Annotated in this window: 15 protein-coding genes; 4 read left to right on the forward strand and 11 right to left on the reverse strand. The window is 73.5% G+C overall.

What is annotated here, in order from left to right; genetic code table 11:
• Positions 1-352: 352 nt before the first annotated feature.
• Complete coding sequence (locus BLU95_RS13600) at positions 353-1,054, reverse strand: DUF4386 domain-containing protein (RefSeq protein WP_093860247.1); 702 nt, start codon at positions 1,052-1,054, stop codon at positions 353-355.
• A gap of 213 nt (positions 1,055-1,267) precedes the next feature.
• On the opposite strand from BLU95_RS13600, the gene BLU95_RS13605 reads away from it, so the two are divergent.
• The gene (locus tag BLU95_RS13605; RefSeq protein WP_231978555.1) at positions 1,268-1,705 is read left to right on the forward strand and encodes a MarR family winged helix-turn-helix transcriptional regulator; all 438 of its coding nucleotides are present in this window, start codon (positions 1,268-1,270) and stop codon (positions 1,703-1,705) included.
• A gap of 73 nt (positions 1,706-1,778) precedes the next feature.
• On the opposite strand, the gene BLU95_RS13610 is transcribed toward BLU95_RS13605, so the two are convergent.
• From BLU95_RS13610 to BLU95_RS13620, 3 genes are all read right to left on the reverse strand, one after another.
• Positions 1,779-2,972 carry an RtcB family protein gene (locus BLU95_RS13610; RefSeq protein WP_093860248.1) on the reverse strand — a complete coding sequence of 398 codons (1,194 nt, stop codon included), beginning with the start codon at positions 2,970-2,972 and terminating at the stop codon, positions 1,779-1,781.
• A gap of 372 nt (positions 2,973-3,344) precedes the next feature.
• Positions 3,345-4,712, reverse strand: coding sequence for a M16 family metallopeptidase (locus BLU95_RS13615; RefSeq protein WP_093864861.1), 1,368 nt, complete (start codon positions 4,710-4,712; stop codon positions 3,345-3,347).
• A gap of 20 nt (positions 4,713-4,732) precedes the next feature.
• Positions 4,733-6,091, reverse strand: coding sequence for a M16 family metallopeptidase (locus tag BLU95_RS13620; protein ID WP_093860249.1), 1,359 nt, complete (start codon positions 6,089-6,091; stop codon positions 4,733-4,735).
• 263 nt (positions 6,092-6,354) lie between these two features.
• Between BLU95_RS13620 and BLU95_RS13625 the strand changes: the two genes are divergently transcribed.
• Positions 6,355-8,805: a DNA gyrase/topoisomerase IV subunit A gene (locus BLU95_RS13625; protein ID WP_093860250.1), complete on the forward strand. Its 2,451-nt coding sequence runs from the start codon at positions 6,355-6,357 to the stop codon at positions 8,803-8,805.
• Between the two features lie 246 nt (positions 8,806-9,051).
• Positions 9,052-9,960, forward strand: a complete 909-nt coding sequence (locus tag BLU95_RS13630) for a ferredoxin family protein (protein ID WP_093860251.1) — start codon at positions 9,052-9,054, stop codon at positions 9,958-9,960.
• 79 nt (positions 9,961-10,039) lie between these two features.
• Here the strand turns inward: BLU95_RS13630 and BLU95_RS13635 are convergent, their stop codons facing one another.
• The 6 genes from BLU95_RS13635 to BLU95_RS13660 all read right to left on the reverse strand — a co-directional run bounded on the left by BLU95_RS13635 (position 10,040) and on the right by BLU95_RS13660 (position 17,048).
• Positions 10,040-11,797: a solute symporter family protein gene (locus BLU95_RS13635; RefSeq protein ID WP_093860252.1), complete on the reverse strand. Its 1,758-nt coding sequence runs from the start codon at positions 11,795-11,797 to the stop codon at positions 10,040-10,042.
• Positions 11,794-12,183 carry a DUF485 domain-containing protein gene (locus BLU95_RS13640; protein WP_231978556.1) on the reverse strand — a complete coding sequence of 130 codons (390 nt, stop codon included), beginning with the start codon at positions 12,181-12,183 and terminating at the stop codon, positions 11,794-11,796. Before BLU95_RS13640 ends, BLU95_RS13635 begins: the two co-directional genes overlap by 4 nt.
• Before the next feature lie 201 nt (positions 12,184-12,384).
• Positions 12,385-13,107 (reverse strand): response regulator transcription factor, encoded by a 723-nt coding sequence (locus BLU95_RS13645; RefSeq protein WP_093860254.1) that lies wholly within the window; start codon positions 13,105-13,107, stop codon positions 12,385-12,387.
• Positions 13,104-14,270: a sensor histidine kinase gene (locus tag BLU95_RS13650; protein WP_093860255.1), complete on the reverse strand. Its 1,167-nt coding sequence runs from the start codon at positions 14,268-14,270 to the stop codon at positions 13,104-13,106. Before BLU95_RS13650 ends, BLU95_RS13645 begins: the two co-directional genes overlap by 4 nt.
• Before the next feature lie 30 nt (positions 14,271-14,300).
• Positions 14,301-14,786: a DUF1453 family protein gene (locus BLU95_RS13655; RefSeq protein ID WP_093860256.1), complete on the reverse strand. Its 486-nt coding sequence runs from the start codon at positions 14,784-14,786 to the stop codon at positions 14,301-14,303.
• Between the two features lie 150 nt (positions 14,787-14,936).
• Positions 14,937-17,048 carry a DNA gyrase/topoisomerase IV subunit B gene (locus tag BLU95_RS13660; protein WP_093860257.1) on the reverse strand — a complete coding sequence of 704 codons (2,112 nt, stop codon included), beginning with the start codon at positions 17,046-17,048 and terminating at the stop codon, positions 14,937-14,939.
• A gap of 548 nt (positions 17,049-17,596) precedes the next feature.
• Between BLU95_RS13660 and BLU95_RS13665 the strand changes: the two genes are divergently transcribed.
• A complete protein-coding gene (locus BLU95_RS13665; protein ID WP_030396621.1) occupies positions 17,597-17,827 on the forward strand; it encodes a DUF7455 domain-containing protein in 231 nt (76 codons plus the stop codon).
• 232 nt (positions 17,828-18,059) lie between these two features.
• On the opposite strand, the gene BLU95_RS13670 is transcribed toward BLU95_RS13665, so the two are convergent.
• On the reverse strand, positions 18,060-18,872 hold the full coding sequence (locus tag BLU95_RS13670) for a S1 family peptidase (protein WP_400750103.1): 813 nt from the start codon (positions 18,870-18,872) through the stop codon (positions 18,060-18,062).
• Positions 18,873-18,953 lie beyond the last annotated feature (81 nt).

The following is an 18,953-nucleotide window of genomic DNA, read 5'->3' on the forward strand; positions in this document are numbered from 1 at the left end:
GGGTCCGTCCAGCGGACCCCTTTCACCCGCACCACGTCCGCATCACGCGTGTCCGCCCCCGGACCGCACCGCACCCCCGCACCGACGCACCGAACCGCCGGCCGGCGACCCCCCTCCGGTCGCCGAACGACGGTAGGCGGCGCGGCGGCCTTCCTCCCCAGGACACCGCCGCGCCGCCCTCCCTTTTCCTCACGAGCCCTGCGGCCCGCTCGGTAGCGACCGGTCCGCCGCGCCTCCCGGCGCCGCGCCCCGCCGCCCGCCCCCGACCGGGACGGCCCCACCCCCGGAGCACCACCAACGGGGGGTCCGGGCCGTCACCGCGCCGGAGCAGTCGGAACAACCGGGCACCCGGTCAGGCCGGGTCGACCTCGGCCGTGCGGCGCGGACGCTGCTTGGGCAGGATCACGCTGGCCGCGATGAGCCAGATCAGGCCGCCGAAGCGGGCGATCGGCAGGAAGAAGCCGAGGCTGGTGGAGAGCAGGGCCAGCGTGCCCAGCACGCCGATCCCGGCGAGCACCAGGCCGGCCCAGGCGAAGCCCTTCGGCCCGAAGCCCAGCAGCAGCATCGGCACGGCCACCCCGGCCAGCATCACGGCGAACGGCACCACGTGCCCGGGCCCGCCGGAGGCGAAGGTGAGATCGGCCAGCGAGCGGGCCAGCGAGGCGTCGCCGAGGTCCCCGGAGCGGGAGGCGACCCAGACGGTGAGGCCGCACAGCGCCATCGAGCCGGAGGCGAGCACCCCGGACACCAGCGCGATGCCGGGACCGGGGGCGGTGACGCCCAGGCGGCGCAGCCGCTGGTAGACGATCGCGGCCCAGACCGCGAGCGGCACCGAGGCGCCGAACTGCAGCGTCCCGGACACCTTGGCGGCGGTCGCGTGGTCCTTGTAGTAGGCGAGGGTGTCGGCCGCCGAGTCGGTGGGCAGCGGGGTCTGCCGGGCCAGCACGATGGACACCACCATCAGTGCCGCGAACGCCACGGCGGGCAGCAGCAAGGGGGGACCTGACTGCTGTCGCCGGGCGGAGGCGGCCGGCACCGCAGATGTCGTGGTCATGAGGGGCACTCCAGTCGAGAACGGGTCGATGGGTGGTCCGGAGGCCGACGACGGACGGGTCGACACCGACGCCGGTAGTTCCTTGTCCAGAATAGTTCACCCGGGGACATCATTGTCCACTGGTATCGTGTTTCCATGACCGAATCTCCCGACCGCGCCCCGTCGCCCCATCCGGGACCGCAGGGAGCCCAAGTCGCATTTCTGCTGTCCCAGTTGGGTGAGCACGCCTCGCAGGCCTTCGCCCGGCGGGTCGCCGAGCTGGATCTCACCCCGGCCCAGGCGGGTCTGCTCCGGGCGGTCAGCCTGGCTCCCGGCCAGCACCAGCAGGAACTCGCGCGGCGGCTCGGCATGTCGCCGAGCCGGTTCGTGGCCTTCATCGACGCCATCGAGGAACGCGGACTGGTCGAGCGCCGCCGCAATCCCAAGGACCGCCGGTTCCAGGACCTCTACCTCGCACCCAAGGGCGAGGAGGCGATGCGCGGGCTCGCCGAAGCGGCGCTCGCCCACGAGGAGGCGCTCTGCACCGGCCTCGACCCGCAGGAACGTATCGCCCTGGCCGGACTGCTGCGCCGGATCGCCGAGGCGCAGCAGCTCACCGCCGGGGTGCACCCCGGCTACCGGCGGCTGAACCCCCGGCGCGACAGCGTCTGAGCCGCCGGGTCGGGGCGCGCGAAAGCCCCCGGCCGAGGGCCGGGGGCTTCGAACGACGGGCGCCGGAGGGCGCTCAGCCCTTGACGCAGACCACCTGCTTCAGGTGCGCCACGACCTCGACGAGGTCCCGCTGCTGCTCGATCACCTTCTCGATCGACTTGTAGGCGCCCGGGATCTCGTCCACCACCCCGGCGTCCTTGCGGCACTCCACGCCCGCGGTCTGCTCGACCAGGTCGCTGGTGCTGAACCGCTTCTTCGCGGCGGTGCGGCTCATCTTCCGGCCGGCGCCGTGCGAGGCCGAGTTGAACGACGCCTCGTTGCCCAGCCCGCGCACGATGTACGACCCGGTGCCCATCGAGCCCGGGATGATCCCGTAGTCACCGGCCCCGGCCCGGATCGCACCCTTGCGGGTGACCAGCAGGTCGACGCCGTCGTAGCGCTCCTCCGCGACGTAGTTGTGGTGGCAGCTGATCACCTCGTCGAAGGCGACCTTCGCCCGCGGGAACTCGCGCCGGACCACGCCCTGGAACAGTGCCATCATCAGCGCCCGGTTGTGCTTGGCGTACTCCTGCGCCCAGAAGAGGTCCTGCCGGTACGCGGCCATCTGCGGGGTGTCCGCGACGAACACCGCGAGGTCACGGTCGATCAGGCCCTGGTTGTGCGGCAGCGACCGGGCCACGTCCATGTGGTGCTCCGCCAGCTCCTTGCCGATGTTGCGCGAACCCGAGTGCAGCATCAGCCAGACCGCGCCGGTGTCGTCGACGCACACCTCGATGAAGTGGTTGCCGCCGCCGAGCGTCGCCATCTGCTGGGCCGCCCGGCCCCGACGCCACTTCACCTCGGACGCGATCCCGTCGAACCGCTGCCAGAAGTCGTCCCAGCCACCGGTCGGGACACCGTGCAGCTTGCCCGGGTCGACCGGGTCGGAGTGCAGACCTCGCCCGACCGGGATGGTCCGCTCGATCTGCGAACGCAGCCGCGACAGGTCGTCCGGCAGGTCCTTCGCGGTGAGCGAGGTCTTCACCGCGCTCATCCCGCAGCCGATGTCCACGCCGACGGCGGCCGGGCAGACGGCGCCGCGCATGGCGATCACCGACCCCACGGTCGCCCCCTTGCCCAGGTGGACGTCGGGCATCACGGCGAGCCCGTGCAGCCAGGGCAGCGAACTGATGTTGCGCAGCTGCTGCATGGCCTGGCCCTCGACGGTGGCCGGGTCGGTCCACATCCGGATCGGAGTCCGGACGCCGGGTACCTCGGTGTACGACATGGTTCAACGACCTCCTGGGGTCGGACGGTTCAAGCGTAGGCGGGTGCCGCGCGAAGGACCCGGCGCGGTGCGGGGGACGTCAGTGGGGGCGGCGGCGCACGGCCGACGCGGGAGCGGTGCTCAGACCGCGAAGGGGCATCGGGAGGACAGTCTCGGGGAGCACTGTCGATAGGGCTCGACCCGCATGGTGACCGCCTCCTCTCCGTGTGTGCACCGGTTGCCGGGAACATCTACCCACGCACCGCGCCACCTCGGCAAGGGAATTAACGTCGGCACGCGAAAGGGCCCGGTGGAGCGTCGCGACGCTCCACCGGGCCCTCGGGGTCCGCTGCCGGACCGGGTGCCGGGATCAGACCCCGACCACGGTCACCGTCAGGCCCCGATCACGGTCACCTCACCGATGCCCAGCTCGCGCACCTGGTCCGCGAACGCCGAGGCGTCACCGACCAGTACCGTCACCAGCCGGTCCGGCGGGAAGGCGCTCACCACGGCCTCGGTGGCGGCGGCGGTCGACAGCTCGGCCAGCTGCCGGTAGACCTCCGCCTGGAAGTCGTCGGCCAGGTGCTGCTCGACCTGGTCGGCCAGGGTGCCGGCCACCGAACCCGCCGTCTCGTACTTCAGCGGCGCCACGCCGACCAGGAACTGCACCGCCTCCTCGCGCTCCGCGTCGGTGAGCCCCTCCGCGGCCAGCGTGCGCAGGATGGTCCAGGTGTCGGCCAGCGCCGGGGCGGTGGAGGCGGTGTCCACCGAGCCGCTGATCGCCAGCATGGCGCGCCCGCTGCCGTCCGGGGCCGAGCGCAGCGGCTGCGCGAAGGCCCGCACGCCGTAGGTGTAGCCCTTCTCCTCCCGCAGCACCCGGTCCAGCCGGGAGGTGAGGGTGCCGCCCAGGCAGTAGGTGCCGAGGATCTGCGCGGCCCAGGCCGGGTCGTGCCGGTCCGGGCCGATCCGCCCGATCAGCAGCTGGGTCTGCACCGAGCCGGGCCGGTCCACGATGATCACCCGGCCGGTGTCGTCACCGGTCACCGGGGCGTGCGCGGCGGGCGCAGCCGGGGTGCCCTTCCAGGCGCCGAGGGTGGACTCCAGCAGGGCCGGCAGATCGGTGCCGGTGAGGTCGCCGACCACCACCACCGTGGTGGTGGCGGGACGCACGTGCCCCTCGTAGAAGGCCCGGACGGCGGCCCGGTCGATGGTCTTGACCGTCTCGGCGCTGCCGCCGCGCGGGCGGGAGAGCCGGTCGGCGGCGTCGAACAGCGAGGCGTACAGCGCCTTGGCGGCCCGCCGGGCCGGGTTGGCCTGCTCGTGCACGATCTCGTCCAGCCGGTTGGCGACCAGCCGCTCGATCTCGTCCTCCGGCAGCGCCGGGCTGCCCAGCGCGGCGGCCAGCAGGTCCAGGCCGCGGGCCAGCCGGGAGGCCGGGACCTCCAGGGAGACCCGGATGCACGGGTGGTCGGCGTGCGCGTCCAGGGTCGCGCCGGCCCGCTCCAGCTCGGCCGCGAACTCCTCGGCGGTCAGCGTGTCGGTGCCCTCGCTGAGCGCCCGGGCCAGGATCGAGGCGACGCCGTCCAGGCCCTCCGGCTCGGCGGCGAGCGGGGCGTCGACCAGCACGTCGACGGCCACCAGCTGCTGGCCGGGGCGGTGGCAGTGCAGCACCGTGATGCCGTTGCCGAGCGCGGCACGCTCCGGCGCCGGGAACGCCCACGGGGTGGGGGTGCCGGGCTGGGGCTGCGGGTGGAAGGTCATGGCGGGGACGTACTCGGTGCTCATACGGCGGCGCCCTCCTCGTCGGTCTCGGCGGTGGCAGCGGTGTCGGCGGCGGTGTCCTCGGCCGTGGTCGGCTCGTACACCAGGACCGCCCGGTTCTGCGGGTGCAGCCGGGCCGCGGCGACGGCCCGCACCTCCTCGGCGGTGATGTCGAGGACCTTCGGCAGGGCGTCGTTCAGCAGCTTCGGGTCGCCGAACAGCACGGCGTAGCGGCAGAGTTCGTCGGCGCGGCCGGCCACCGTGGTGAGCCGGTCCAGCCACTCGCGCTCGATCTGCGCCTGGGCGCGCTCCAGTTCGGCCGCGGTCGGGCCCTCGGCCGCGAACCGGGCCAGCTCCTCGTCGACGGCCGCCTCGATCTGCTCGACGGTGGCGTCGCCCGAGGTCTTGACGTCCAGCCAGCCCAGGCTCGGCGCGCCGGACAGCCGCAGCAGGCCGAAGCCCGCGGCGACGGCGGTGCGGTCCCGGCGGACCAGCCGGTTGTACAGCCGGCTCGACTCGCCGCTGCCGAGGACGGTCAGCGCCAGGTCGGCGGCGTCCGCCTCGCGGGTACCGTCGTGCGGCAGCCGGTAGGCGGCCATCAGCGCGCGGGAGGGCACGTCCTCGCGGATCAGCTCGCGGATCTCCCGGCCGATGCTCTCCGGCAGGGCGCCGTCGCGCGGCGGCTGCTTGCCGTCGTGCGCGGGGATGCTGCCGAAGTACTTCTCCACCCAGGCGATCGTCTGCTCCGGGTCGATGTCGCCGACCACCGAGAGCACCGCGTTGTTGGGCGCGTAGTACGTGCGGAAGAACGCCCGGGCGTCCTCCAGGGTGGCCGCGTCCAGGTCGGCCATCGAGCCGATCGGGGTGTGGTGGTACGGGTGGCCGTCCGGGAACGACAGCGCGGTGAGCCGCTCGAACGCGGTCCCGTAGGGCACGTTGTCGTACCGCTGGCGGCGCTCGTTCTTCACCACGTCGCGCTGGTTCTCCATCGACGCGTCGTCGAGGGCGGCCAGCAGCGAGCCCATCCGGTCCGCCTCCAGCCAGAGCGCGAGCTCCAACTGGTGGGCCGGCATGGTCTCGAAGTAGTTGGTGCGCTCGAAGCTCGTGGTGCCGTTGAGCGAGCCGCCGGCGCCCTGGACGAGCTCGAAGTGCCCGTTGTTGGACACGTTGGCGGACCCCTGGAACATCAGGTGCTCGAACAGGTGGGCCAGCCCGGTGCGGCCCTTCACCTCGTGCCGGGAGCCCACGTCGTACCAGAGGCAGACCGCGGCCACCGGGGTCAGGTGGTCCTCGGAGAGGACGACGCGCAGGCCATTGGCCAGGCGGTGCTCGGTGATGGCGATGCCTCGCTGCTCGGAGGCGGGGGCCGGGTTGGCCATGCGCTCGGGTCCTTCCCGTCGTCGACGTCGGGGGGTGTTCGTGTGGCGTCCCCCATTGTGGTGCAACGCGCGAGCGGCGCGGATGTGTCCGCGCGGACAGGGCGTTCGCCAGGGGCGGAAGAGGGGCGCTGGCCGGGACTGTCGGCGGGAGGGTCCACAATGGGGGCGCCGAGCCCTGTTGACAACACCGCCGACAGCCCGGCGAGACCGCGCCGACGAGACGTGGACGAGAAGCAAGCGAGACGTAAGGGAGCCCCGCCGCGATGGCCCGCCGCAGTTCGCAGACCCCGCCCCCCGGAGACTTCGAGGAGCGCATCCTCGACGTCGACGTCGTGGACGAGATGCAGGGCTCGTTCCTCGAGTACGCCTACTCCGTCATCTACTCCCGGGCCCTCCCGGACGCGCGGGACGGCCTCAAGCCGGTGCACCGCCGCATCCTGTACCAGGCCAACGAGATGGGCCTGCGCCCGGAGCGCGGCCACGTCAAGTGCGCCCGCCTGGTCGGCGAGGTGATGGGCCGGCTGCACCCGCACGGCGACGCCTCCATCTACGACTCGGTCGTCCGGATGGCCCAGCCGTTCTCGATGCGGCTGCCGCTGATCGACGGCCACGGCAACTTCGGCTCGCTCGGCAACGACGACCCGCCGGCCGCGATGCGCTACACCGAGTCGCGGCTCACCGCCGCCTCGATGGCGATGGTCGAGTCGATCCACGAGGAGACCGTCGACTTCGGCCCCAACTACGACGGCAGCGAGCAGGAACCGCTGGCCCTCCCGGCGGCCTTCCCCAACCTGCTGGTCAACGGCGCCACCGGGATCGCGGTCGGCATGGCCACCAACATGCCGCCGCACAACCTCTCCGAGGTCGTCGCCGCCGCCCGGCACCTGATCAAGCACCCGGCCGCCGACCTCGACACCCTGATGCGGTTCGTCCCCGGCCCCGACCTGCCCACCGGCGGACGGATCGTCGGCCTCTCCGGCATCAGGGACGCCTACGAGTCCGGCCGCGGCACCTTCAAGATCCGCGCCACCACGACCATCGAGGCCGTCAGCGCCCGCCGCAAGGGCATCGTGGTCACCGAGCTGCCGTACAACGTCGGCCCGGAGAAGGTCATCTCCAAGATCAAGGACCTCGTCAACGCGAAGAAGCTCCAGGGCATCGCGGACGTCAAGGACCTCACCGACCGCGAGCACGGCCTTCGCCTCGTGATCGAGGTCAAGAACGGCTTCGTTCCCGAGGCCCTGCTGGAGCAGCTCTACAAGCTGACGCCGATGGAGGAGACCTTCGGCATCAACAACGTGGCGCTGGTCGACGGCCAGCCGCTCACCCTCGGCCTCAAGGAGCTGCTGGAGGTCTACGTCGACCACCGCTTCGAGGTGGTCCGGCGGCGCAGCGACTTCCGCCGCCGCAAGCGCCAGGAGCGGCTGCACCTGGTCGAGGGCCTGCTGGTCGCCCTGGTCGACATCGACGAGGTCATCGCCCTCATCCGCTCGAGCGACAACGCGGCCCAGGCCAAGGAGCGCCTGATCGAGCGCTTCTCGCTGAGCGAGACGCAGACCGCCTACATCCTCGACACCCCGCTGCGCCGGCTCACCCGTTTCGACCGGGTCGAGCTGGAGCAGGAGCAGGCCAAGCTCAACTCGGAGATCGCCGAGCTGACCGAGATCCTGGAGTCCGACAGCAGGCTGCGCAGCGTGGTCTCCGGCGAACTCGGCGCCGTCGCCAAGCAGTTCGGCACCGAGCGGCGCACCGTCCTGCTGGAGGCCGGGGCCGCTCCGGCCGCCTCGCTGACCGTTCCGCTGGAGGTCGCGGACGACCCGTGCCGGGTGCTGCTCTCCTCCACCGGCCTGCTCGCCCGCACCGCCGACGGCGAGCCGTTCGAGGTGTCGGAGAAGCGCGCCAAGCACGACGTGATCGTCTCCGCGGTGCCGACCACCGCCCGCGCCGACATCGGTGTGGTCACCTCGGCCGGCCGGGTCCTGCGGCTGCCGGTCATCGACCTTCCGGCGCTGCCGCCCACCCCGTCGCCGACGCTGGCCGGCGGCGCGCTCGTCGGCGAGTTCCTCCGGCTGGAGGACGACGAGCGGGTGCTCGCGCTGACCACGCTGGACGAGTCCTCCCCCGGCCTGGCGCTGGGCACCCTCCAGGGCGTCGTCAAGCGGGTGGTGCCCGAATGGCCCGCCAACAAGGACGAGTTCGAGGTGATCGGGCTCAAGGAGGGCGACGAGGTGATCGGCGCGGTCGAGCTGCGCACCGGCGAGGAGGACCTCGTCTTCATCACCTCCGACGCCCAGTTGCTGCGTTACCCCGCCGGGCAGGTCCGCCCGCAGGGCCGTCCGGCCGGCGGCATGGCCGGCGTCAAGCTGTCCGACGGCGCCCGGGTGCTCTCCTTCACCGCCGTCGACCCGGCCGTCGACGCGGTGGTCGTCTCGGTGGCCGGCGCCGCCGGAACCCTCACCGGCGAGGCCCAGTCCAGCTGGAAGGTCACCCCCTTCGAGCAGTACCCGCGCAAGGGCCGGGCCACCGGCGGGGTGCGCTGCCAGCGCTTCCTGCGCGGCGAGGACGCGCTCGCCTTCGCCTGGGCCGGCCCCGCTCCCGCCCGCGCCGCCGGGCCCAAGGGCGCGCCGGTCGACCTGCCGGAGCGCGACCCGCGCCGGGACGGCTCCGGCACCCCGGTGAGCAGCCCGATCAGCACCGTGGCCGGCCCCGTCTAGGGGCGGCCCGTCACGCCCGGAGGGGCGCCGACCGGTCGGTCGGCGCCCCTCCGGGCGTTCCCGGCGGCACCGGGCTCCCGCCCCGGCGGCACGGGGCTCCCGCCCCGGCCACCGGCGCCCGTACCCGCCCGCACCGGCCCGCACCCGCCACCGGCGGCCGACCCGCCCCCGACCGGCCCGCACCGGCCCGCCGCACCGACGCGGTCGGCCGGGCCGCGAACGACCGGCAAGGGTAGCCTTACCGCCGTGAGCACCTGTGCGACGCTGTCGCGTGAACTGTCGGAGCCGCTGGCCGCCACCGCCGCGACCGCCACCACCTGGCTGCTGGTCGAACAGGCCGGCCCGTGGGGGGCCAAGGCGCTCGGCCAGAGCCACCTGGACCCGGAGACCGGCCGCGCGCTGGACGCCGCGACCGCGGGAACCGGCGTCCGGGTCGCGCTGATCCGCCGCCCCGGCCGGCACGCGGACTGCCTGCCGACCGCCCGGCACGAGGTGGTCGTGGCGCACACCGTCCCGACCCCCGGCCGCGGCTGGGTCCGCCGGGGCCAGGTCGCGGACCCGGCCGAACTGCTCGCCCTGGACTTCACCGCGCTGGGCGCCGGCGAGCACGGCGGCTTCGGCACCGCCCACGTCGGCGGCCCGATCGCCCTGGTGTGCACCAACGGCCGCCGGGACCGTTGCTGCGCCCTGCTGGGCCGGCCCTTGGCGGCCGAGCTGGTCGCCGCCGGGCACAGCGAGGTGTGGGAGGTGACGCACCTGGGCGGCCACCGCTTCTCCCCCACGATGCTGGTCCTGCCGTACGGCTACACCTACGGGCGGCTGACCGCCGAGTCGGCCAAGGAGGTGCTGGCGGCCACGGCGGCCGGCCACATGGCGCCGGAGTGGTCGCGCGGCTGCTCCGGCTGGGACCGGCCGGGCCAGGCCGCGGACCAGGCCGTGCGGCTGGTCACCGGCGAGACCCGGGCGGACGCGCTGACCCTGACCCAGCGGGCCGACGGCACGGGCCGCTGGCGGGTCTGCGTCCGGCACGAGGACGGCCGGTCCTGGGAGGTCGAGGTGGCCGAGGACGTCAGCGAGCCGGCCCGGCCCGAGAGCTGCGGCAAGGCGGCGGGCACGCCGTCCCGGATGGAGGTCACCTCCCTGCGCGAGCTCTGACCGGTCCGGGAGGCGGAGGAACGGCCACGACCCCCGGCTGAGTTCCGCCGGGGGTCGTGGCCGTTCCTCCGCGTCGCCGTCAGGCGGCCCCGGCCCCGGTCAGGGAGCGGACCTCCAGCTCGGCGTACCGGTCCGGATCGGCCGGCTCGGGCGAGGTGAGGGTGCCGATCCACCCGGCCAGGAAGCCGAGCGGGATGGAGACGAGGCCCGGGTTCTCCAGCGGGAACCAGTGGAAGTCCACCCCGGGGAAGAGCGCCACCTTGGTACCGGACACGACCGGCGAGAAGGTCACCAGCACCACCGCCGGGATCAGCCCGCCGTACACCGACCAGACCGCTCCGCGCGGGGTGAACCGCCGCCAGAACAGGCTGTAGAGCAGCACCGGCAGATTGGCGGAGGCGGCCACGGCGAAGGCCAGGCCGACCAGGAAGGCGACGTTCAGCTGCTGCGCGAAGAGGCTCAGCACGATCGCCACCGCGCCGATCCCGACCGCCGCGATCCGGGCGACCAGCACCTCCTGGCGCTCGGTGGTGGCCGGCGACCCGTCCTCCGTCCGCTCCGCCGCCGTTCCGGTCGCGGCTTCCGTACCGCCCCGCGCCCGCCGGGAGGCCGGGACGAGCGCCCGTCGGCCGCGCGCCCCCCGCACCCCGCGGCCGCCGCGGCGCGGGCGTCCCCGCCAGGCGCCGGCCCAGATGTCGTGGGCGAAGGCCGCCGAGGAGGCCAGGGTGAGCCCGGCGACCACGGCGAGGATGGTGGCGAAGGCGATCGCCGAGATCACCGCGAACAGCACCACCCCACCGGTGGAGCCGTTGCCGCCGCCCAGCACCAGGGCGAGCAGCGGGACGGCGGTGTTGCCCGCCGCGTTGGCGTGCCGGACCTCCGCGGAACCGACCAGCGCGGTGGCGCCGAGGCCCAGCGCGATGGCCATCAGGTAGAAGCCGCCGACCAGCCCGATCGCCCACATCGTCGAGCGCCGGGCGGCCCGGGCGGTGGGCACGGTGTAGAAGCGGGACAGGATGTGCGGCAGGCCCGCGGTGCCGAGCACCAGGGCGAGGCCGAGGCTGAAGAAGTCCAGCCGGCTGGTGAAGCTCTTGCCGTACTTCAGCCCGGGCTCCAGGTAGCGCCGGCCGGCGCCGCTGTGCTGGGCCGCCTGCCGCATCAGCTCGGCGACGTCGCCGTGGAAGCGCAGCAGCAGCAGTACGGTCAGCAGTACCGAGCCGGCGACCAGCAGGAACGCCTTGACGATCTGGATCCAGGTGGTGGCCCGCATCCCGCCGACCGTGACGTAGACGATCATCAGACCGCCCACCGCCACGATGGTCCAGGTCCTGGCCTCGGCACTGTTGGTGCCGAGCAGCAGGGCGACCAGACTGCCCGCGCCGACCATCTGGGCGACCAGGTAGAACAGCGTCACCACGACGCTGGCACCGCCGGCCGCGGCCCGGACCTTGCGGCGGCGCAGCCGCAGCGCCAGCACGTCGGCCAGGGTGTACCGACCGGCGTTCCTGACCAGCTCGGCGACCAGCATCAGGACCACCAGCCAGGCGACCAGGAAGCCGATGCTGTAGAGCACGCCGTCGTACCCGAACAGCGCGATCAGCCCGGCGACGCCGAGGAAGGAGGCGGCGGAGAGGTAGTCGCCGGAGAGTGCGAAGCCGTTCTGCAGCGGCGTGAAGTCGCGGCCGCCGGCGTAGAAGTCGTCGGCGCCGCCGCCTCGGCGGCGGCCGGCCCAGAAGGTGATCCCGAGGGTGACCAGGACGATGACGGCGAACAGCACCACGGCCAGGTCGTGGTGGTCGCCGGCGGGGGCCACGGGGGGCGGGGTGGCGGTCCTCATCGCAACTGGTCCTGGGTGTCCCAGCGGAGCGACAGGGCGGCCCGGTCGCGCTGGGTGCGGGCGTTGCGGGCGTAGAGCCAGGTCAGCAGGAAGGTCGTGGCGAACTGCAGCAGGCCGAGCAGCCAGGCCACGTTGACCGGCCCGGCGACCGGGGCGCGCATCAGCCCGGGGGCCGCGGCCTGGGCGGCGACGTACAGCAGGTACCAGGCGAGGAACACACCGCTGACCGGGAAGACGAAGGACCGGTAGCTGTGCCGGATCCGCTGGAAGGCCAGGCTGTTCTGCACGGAGCGGTAGACCTCGGTGCTGGCGTCGTCCGGGGATCCGTCCCCGGCGTCGGCCCCGGCCGACGGTGCGGGCGGTGCCGGGTGCGTCGGGGCCGGCACCGGTGGTGATGCCGGTGCCGAGGCCCACCAGTCCAGTTGTCCGCCCGGCTCTGGACTTCTCGTCTGCGGTTGTGGCACGGCTGCTCCTGGACCGGGGGGTTGTGACCCGAACCATCATGGGGTCGCCCCAACTCCCCAAACTCCCAACGCAGATACGTTCACTCGATGAGGTGATCGATGATCCGACAGACGCTCATCCGACTACTGCGGCGACCCGGTGATTCCGTTTCGGAAGGCGTACGCGACCGCTTGCGCCCGGTCCCGCACGCCGGTCTTGGCGAACAGGTTGTTGATGTGGGTCTTCACGGTCGCCGGACTGACGTACAGCCGACGGGCGATCTCGGAGTTGGAGAGGCCCTCCGCGATCAGCCCCAGCACCTCCGCCTCCCGCGCGGTCAGCCCGTCCGGCGGCTCCGCGCCCGCCCGACCGGAGGACTGACCGGACGACTGGCCGGTCGGCACCGGGCCGACCGCGCCGACCGCGCCCGGCTCCCCCGACAGCCGCTCCAGCAGCCGCAGTTGCACCTGCGGCGAGAGCCCCGCCGCCCCCGAGCGGACGTCCGCGATCGCCCGGGCGATCTCCTCGCCGCCCGCGTCCTTGGTCAGGTACCCCCGCGCCCCCGCCTGAAGGGCCGGGAACAGCGACTCGTCGTCGGCATAGGTGGTGAGCACCACGACCTCGGTGCCCGGGTACCCGGCCCGGATCCGCCGGGTCGCCTCGACGCCGTCGCAGCGCGGCATCCGCAGGTCCATCAGCACCACGTCCGGACGGTGCCGCGCGACCAGCGCGACCGCCTCCTCGCCGTCCGCCGCCGCACCGACCACCTCGATCCCCGGCAGCAGCCCGAGCAGCATCACGATGCCCTCCCGGACCACGGTCTGGTCGTCCGCGACCAGCACCCTGGTCACCGCCGGCCCCGTCATGCCGGCACTCGCAGCAGCACGCGCCATCCTCCCTCGTACGGGCCCGCCAGCAGGCTGCCGCCGAGCAGTTCAGCGCGTTCGCGCATCCCCAGCAGACCGTACCCGCCACCGCTCGCCGCCAGCTCGCCCGGCGCTCCCGCGCGCCCCGCGGCCCCGTCCCGCACCTCCAGCTCCACGTCCTCGGGCAGATAGCGCAGCTCGACGGTGCAGCGCGCGCCGGGGGCGTGTTTGCGCACGTTGGTCAGAGCCTCCTGCGCGGTGCGCCGGACCGCGAGCCCCACCTCGGCGGCCAGCGGACGCGGCATCCCGGCCACCCGGAAGTCCGCCCGCTCCCGCCCGGTCAGCTCCACCAGGTAGTCGCCGACCGGCGTGAACTCGCCGCGCAGCGCCGACAGCGCCTGCCGGGTCTCGGCCAGCCCGTCCTGCGCCATCCGCCGGGCGGCCACCACCCGCTCCCGGACCCGCTCCCGGTCGGTGCCCGCGTCCAGCATCAGCCGGGCCGCCTCCAGGTGCACCAGCTGGGCGGAGAGGCTGTGCGCCAGCACGTCGTGGATCTCCCGGGCGATCCTGGCCCGTTCGGCGAGCGCCGCGCTCTCCGCCTCGGCGGCCCGCGCGGCCCGTTCCTGGACCAGCAGCCGCCGCGCCGTGCCGCGCGCCTCGACGTCCAGCCGCAACAGGTAGCCGAGCAGCAGCAGTCCGCCGCAGGTGGCCGTGATGCTCAGGGCGCCCGCCCAGCTGACCGCCGCGTAGGAGCCGAGCGAGGCCCCGGCGGTGAGCAGCGCCGGCCCCGGCGGCAGCCGGATCAGCGCGGTCACCGCCAGCCCGTACCAGAGCACGTCGGCGAGCAGGTAGGCGTGCCCCGCGTTGGCCAGCCAGGCGGTCGCGGACAGTGCGGCCGCCAGCGCGTACGCCGGTGCCGGGCGCTGCTCCCGGCAGACGTGCAGGAAGCCGGCGGCGAGCGCGACCGCCGCGACCAGCCCGGCGACCTCGGCCGCCACCGCCCAGCCGGAGTACCGGCCGTCCGAGAAGGTCCCCCAGCAGACGGTGGTCAGCAGCGCGAGCCGGCCGAGCCCGGCGAGGATCCGCCGGGGGCGGCTGTCTGCGTCGCGCTCCAGCCCCTCCCGGGACGGCCAGCGGGTCCAGAACCGGTCGACCTCGACCAAGGTGGTGCCTCCTCGTGCGCACTGCGGTGGTCAGGACGTCAGGGTGACCCGCCCCGTGGGCACCAGGGCCCGCGCCCTCCAGTGCACCACGAGCGAACGGACCAGCAGCAGCACCGCCAGGCCCAGCAGCAGCGCGCTGCCCGACTGCCGCAGGTGCAGCGCCGCCCCGAGCCCGAACAGGCCGATCCTGATCGCGATCATCCCGCCCCAGGCGGCCAGCGTGGCCCGGGTGCCCTGGGCCCAGAGCGCCCCGTCCGCGTCCCGCCACAGCCGGACGGTCCAGCCCCACACCGAGCCGGCCGCCAGCACCGCGACCACCCCGCAGCCGAGCAGGACGACCGACCAGCCGGTGTCCCGCCGGTCGATCAGCTGCGGATCCCGCAGCGCGACGGCGGCGAGGACCAGCGGCAGCACCCAGGAGCGGCGGTCGGTGTCCAGGCGCCGGGGGCGCATCTGGCGGCGGAGCACGAGCACCATCACCACCACCACGAGAGCGGCGTCGACCAGGGTGGGCATCGGGGTTCTCCGTCCGGGAAGGCTCTGTGCGACCTCTCCGACGCTACGGATCCGCCGCCCGCGGCTGATCGGCGCCGGGGTGGACGGCGGGTGGAACCGACACGGAGGGGCCCTCCACCCACGGGTGGAGGGCCCCTTCCGGCGACGCGCTCAGGCGTCGATGCGCGAACGGTCCAGGGTGGCCGCCGAGTCCACGATGAACTCCTTGCGCGGCGCCACGTCGTTGCCCATCAGCAGGTCGAAGACCTTCTCGGCCTGGTCCAGGTCGCCCAGGTTGATCCGGCGCAGCGTGCGGTGGCGCGGGTCCATGGTGGTCTCGGCCAGCTGGTCGGCGTCCATCTCGCCGAGGCCCTTGTACCGCTGGACCGGGTCCTTCCAGCGCAGGTTCTTGCGCTGGAACTCCAGCAGGGTGGAGCGCAGCTCGGCGTCCGAGTAGGTGTAGTGGTACTTCTCCTGGCCGCGCTTGGGGTTGGTGAGCTCGATCCGGTGCAGCGGCGGCACGGCCGCGAAGACCCGGCCCTGCTCGACCATGGGCCGCATGTACCGCTGGAACAGGGTCAGCAGCAGGCAGCGGATGTGCGAGCCGTCGACATCGGCGTCGGCCATGAAGATGACCCGGCCGTACCGGGCCTGGTCGATGTCGAAGGTGCGGCCCGAGCCGGCCCCTATCACCTGGATGATCGCCGCGCACTCGGTGTTCTTGAGCATGTCGCTCACGGACGCCTTCTGCACGTTGAGGATCTTGCCCCGGATCGGCAGCAGGGCCTGGAACTCGGAGTTGCGGGCCAGCTTGGCGGTGCCGAGCGCGGAGTCGCCCTCGACGATGAAGAGTTCGCTGCGGTCGACGTCGTCGCTGCGGCAGTCGGCCAGCTTCGCCGGCAGCGAGCTGGTCTCCAGCGCGGTCTTCCGGCGCTGGGCCTCCTTGTGCTGGCGGGCGGCGACCCGGGTGCGGGCGGCGGCCACGACCTTCTCCAGCACCGCCCGGGCCTGGACCTTCTCGTCCCGCTTGCCGGAGGTGAGGAAGGTCTTGAGCTCCTTGGCGACGACGGCCGCGACGATCCGGTTGGCCGCCGAGGTGCCGAGCACCTCCTTGGTCTGGCCCTCGAACTGCGGCTCGGCCAGCCGGACGGTGACCACGGCGGTGAGTCCCTCGGTGGCGTCGTCCTTGGTGACGTCGTCCTCGGCGACCCGCAGCAGCTTGGTGGCCCGCAGCACCTCGTTGACGGTCTTGGCCAGCGAGCGCTCGAAGCCGGTGACGTGGGTACCGCCCTTGGGGGTGGCGATGATGTTGACGAAGGAGCGCAGCGTGGTGTCGTAACCGGTGCCCCAGCGGAGCGCGATGTCCACGCCGAGCTGCCGGGTGACCTCGGTCGGCGTCATGTGCCCGAGCTCGTCCAGGACGGGCACGGTCTCCTTGAAGGTGCCCTCGCCGTGCAGCCGCAGCACGTCGCTGATCGGCTTGTCCGGCGCCAGGAACTCGCAGAACTCGGCGATGCCGCCGTCGAAGTGGAAGGTGCTCTCGTCGATCTGCTCGCTCTCGGTGAGCCGCTCGTCACGCACGAGAATGGTCAGGCCGGGGACCAGGAAGGCGGTCTGCCGGGCCCGGTTGTGCAGGTGCTCCAGCGAGAGCTTGGCGTCCTTGAGGAAGATCTGCCGGTCCGCCCAGTACCGGATGCGGGTGCCGGTGCGGGTCTTGGGCACCTTGCGGGCCCGGCTGAGGCCGTTGGCCGCCTCGAACGGGGCGTCCGGGCCGGCCTCGGTGAAGATGCCGGGGGTGCCGCGCCGGAAGCTGATCGCGTGGGTGTGGCCGCTGCGGTCGACCTCGACGTCGAGCCGGGCCGAGAGCGCGTTGACCACGGAGGCGCCGACGCCGTGCAGACCGCCGGAGGCCGCGTAGGAGCCGCCGCCGAACTTGCCGCCGGCGTGCAGCTTGGTCATCACGACCTCGACGCCGGACAGCCCGGTCTTGGGCTCGACGTCCACCGGGATGCCGCGTCCGTTGTCGCGGACCTCGACCGAGGAGTCCTCGTGCAGGACGACCTCGATCCGGTCGCAGTAGCCGCCCAGCGCCTCGTCCACCGAGTTGTCAATGATCTCCCAGAGGCAGTGCATCAGGCCACGACTGTCGGTCGAGCCGATGTACATGCCGGGACGCTTGCGGACCGCCTCCAGACCCTCCAGGACGAGCAGGTGCCGAGCGGTGTAGTTGGAACCGTCGTCGCCGGCCAGCAGAGCGGACGGCACGGTCGTTTCGGCACTCACGCGGCACTCTCCTCGGTGAAGTTCTGTCTCATCGGTCACATCGGGGCACATCCGGACAGGTCCGGAGCGTCCGCCAGTGCAGCACACCGCACCGACAGCCGCTCCCCTCCGTGTGCGCACCCCTCCGCTGGGTGCACAGCACGGCAGGCCGGTCCCGCGCAGCTTGTACGCGCTCCGCGAACAAGAGCCGTGCCGGATTCGGGACGCCGGGGCTCCATCTCCTCCCGGTACCACCGGTCCTGGCGGACCGTGGGGCCGGGCACAGGCTCCGGAACTGCCGTTATGCAGGCTACCGGGGCCCGGGACGGGGCTTATGCTCCAACCCAGCAGAGGATTATGCTACGCGGACTCCCGCACCCGGTTCCGATCGGGCGTTCGAGCCGCGGGCGGATCCTGGGATCCGGTACGCATGAACCACCGGCCCCCGGGGCACGTCCTCATCAACACAGCAGAATCCTCAGAGAAGAAAAGCCACGAGCGGGAACGTTTTCGGCCTGGTTGGATGTTGACCCTGGTACGACAGCTCGTCGAGCTAGAGAAGAGGCGACGTGACTACTGTTCTGACCCCTGCGAGCCCGCTCACCGCGGCTGACCGCTGCGACCGCTGCGGCGCCCAGGCCTACCTGCGCGTCGTACTCGCCAGCGGTGGAGAGCTGCTCTTCTGCGCCCACCACGGCCGGAAGTTCGAGCCGGAGCTCAAGAAGATCGCCGTGGAGATACAGGACGAGAGCAACCGCCTCGGCACCACTGCCGCCACGGCCAACGACGACGAGCGCTGATCCCGAGCGCCAGCAGCAGCAGACCGACGTCGAGCTGTGTCCGGTCGCACACCGCGTGTGACCGGGTGAGCCGGGCGACCGCCCCTCCGGGGGCCGGCCGCCCGGCTTCGTCGTTCCCGGTCCGCCCGCCTCCGGAGCACCGGCTCCCGCACCGCCCGGCCCCGGACCGTTCGGCCCCGGCCGGGCCGCTCCCCGGGGCCGCCCGATCGGGCGGCGGCCCGTGCCCGATCGGCTACAGCAGGGAGCGGACGGCGTCGGAGACCGAGGCGATCCGGGTGTAGACGCCCGGGTGGGCGGCCTCGGCGCAGCCCGTCCCCCAGGACACCAGCCCCGCGAGCCGGCCCGCGACCACCAGCGGCCCGCCGCTGTCGCCCTGGCAGGCGTCCCTCCCGCCCTGCTCCTCACCCGCGCACACCATGCCCCGGGCGTCGAAACGCCCGTCCCGGCCGCCCGGGTAGGCCTGCTCGCAGGTGTGGTCCGCGATGATCGGCACATCCACACCCCGCAGCCGGGACGAGTAGTCGCCGTGGCCGGTGGTGTCCCCCCAGCCGTAGACGCGGGCGAGGGTCCCCGCACGGTACGGCTCGGTCTCGCCCTGGCCGACCAGGTCGATCACCGGCCGGCCCCGCTGCGCCTCGGCGAGGGTGACCACCGCCACATCGTTCATATTGGTGGTGAAGGAGTAGTCGGGGTGGATCCGGACCTCCCGCACCTCCACCTCCTGGCCCAGTCGTCCGCCCAGGTCGTCCCGGCCGACCACGACCCGCAGCCCGGGCCGGTCCACCTGGTGCCCGCCGGACTCGTCGTAGAAGCAGTGCGCCGCGGTCACCACCTTGGTGGGGGTGACCAGCGCACCGCCGCAGAACTGGCCCGAGCGGCCGGAGCCGAACTGCTGCCGGCTGGCCAGGGCCACCATCCACGGGTGGTCGCCCGTGCTCTCGGTCGTTCCGCCGACGATCCGCCCCTGCGGCCGGGCCTGCGCGGTGGCGGCGGTGGCCGGGCCGAGGACCAGCAGCGGCGCGGGCAGCGCGGCCAGCAGTGTCAGCACGGCGGCCCGGCGGTGGCGGGGCGGACGGACGGCGGAGCGGCGGGCGCGGGAGGCGCCGGTCGGCAGGTCGGCGCGGTC

This window comes from Streptomyces sp. TLI_053 (assembly GCF_900105395.1).
GTDB lineage: Bacteria > Actinomycetota > Actinomycetes > Streptomycetales > Streptomycetaceae > Kitasatospora.

Coding starts and splice junctions, on each gene's coding strand:
- BLU95_RS13600 (WP_093860247.1), bottom strand. CDS start 1,054: ATGACCACGACATCTGCGGTGCCGGCCGCCTCCGCCCGGCGACAGCAG.
- BLU95_RS13610 (WP_093860248.1), bottom strand. CDS start 2,972: ATGTCGTACACCGAGGTACCCGGCGTCCGGACTCCGATCCGGATGTGG.
- BLU95_RS13615 (WP_093864861.1), bottom strand. CDS start 4,712: ATGACCTTCCACCCGCAGCCCCAGCCCGGCACCCCCACCCCGTGGGCG.
- BLU95_RS13620 (WP_093860249.1), bottom strand. CDS start 6,091: ATGGCCAACCCGGCCCCCGCCTCCGAGCAGCGAGGCATCGCCATCACC.
- BLU95_RS13625 (WP_093860250.1), top strand. CDS start 6,355: ATGGCCCGCCGCAGTTCGCAGACCCCGCCCCCCGGAGACTTCGAGGAG.
- BLU95_RS13635 (WP_093860252.1), bottom strand. CDS start 11,797: ATGAGGACCGCCACCCCGCCCCCCGTGGCCCCCGCCGGCGACCACCAC.
- BLU95_RS13645 (WP_093860254.1), bottom strand. CDS start 13,107: ATGACGGGGCCGGCGGTGACCAGGGTGCTGGTCGCGGACGACCAGACC.
- BLU95_RS13655 (WP_093860256.1), bottom strand. CDS start 14,786: ATGCCCACCCTGGTCGACGCCGCTCTCGTGGTGGTGGTGATGGTGCTC.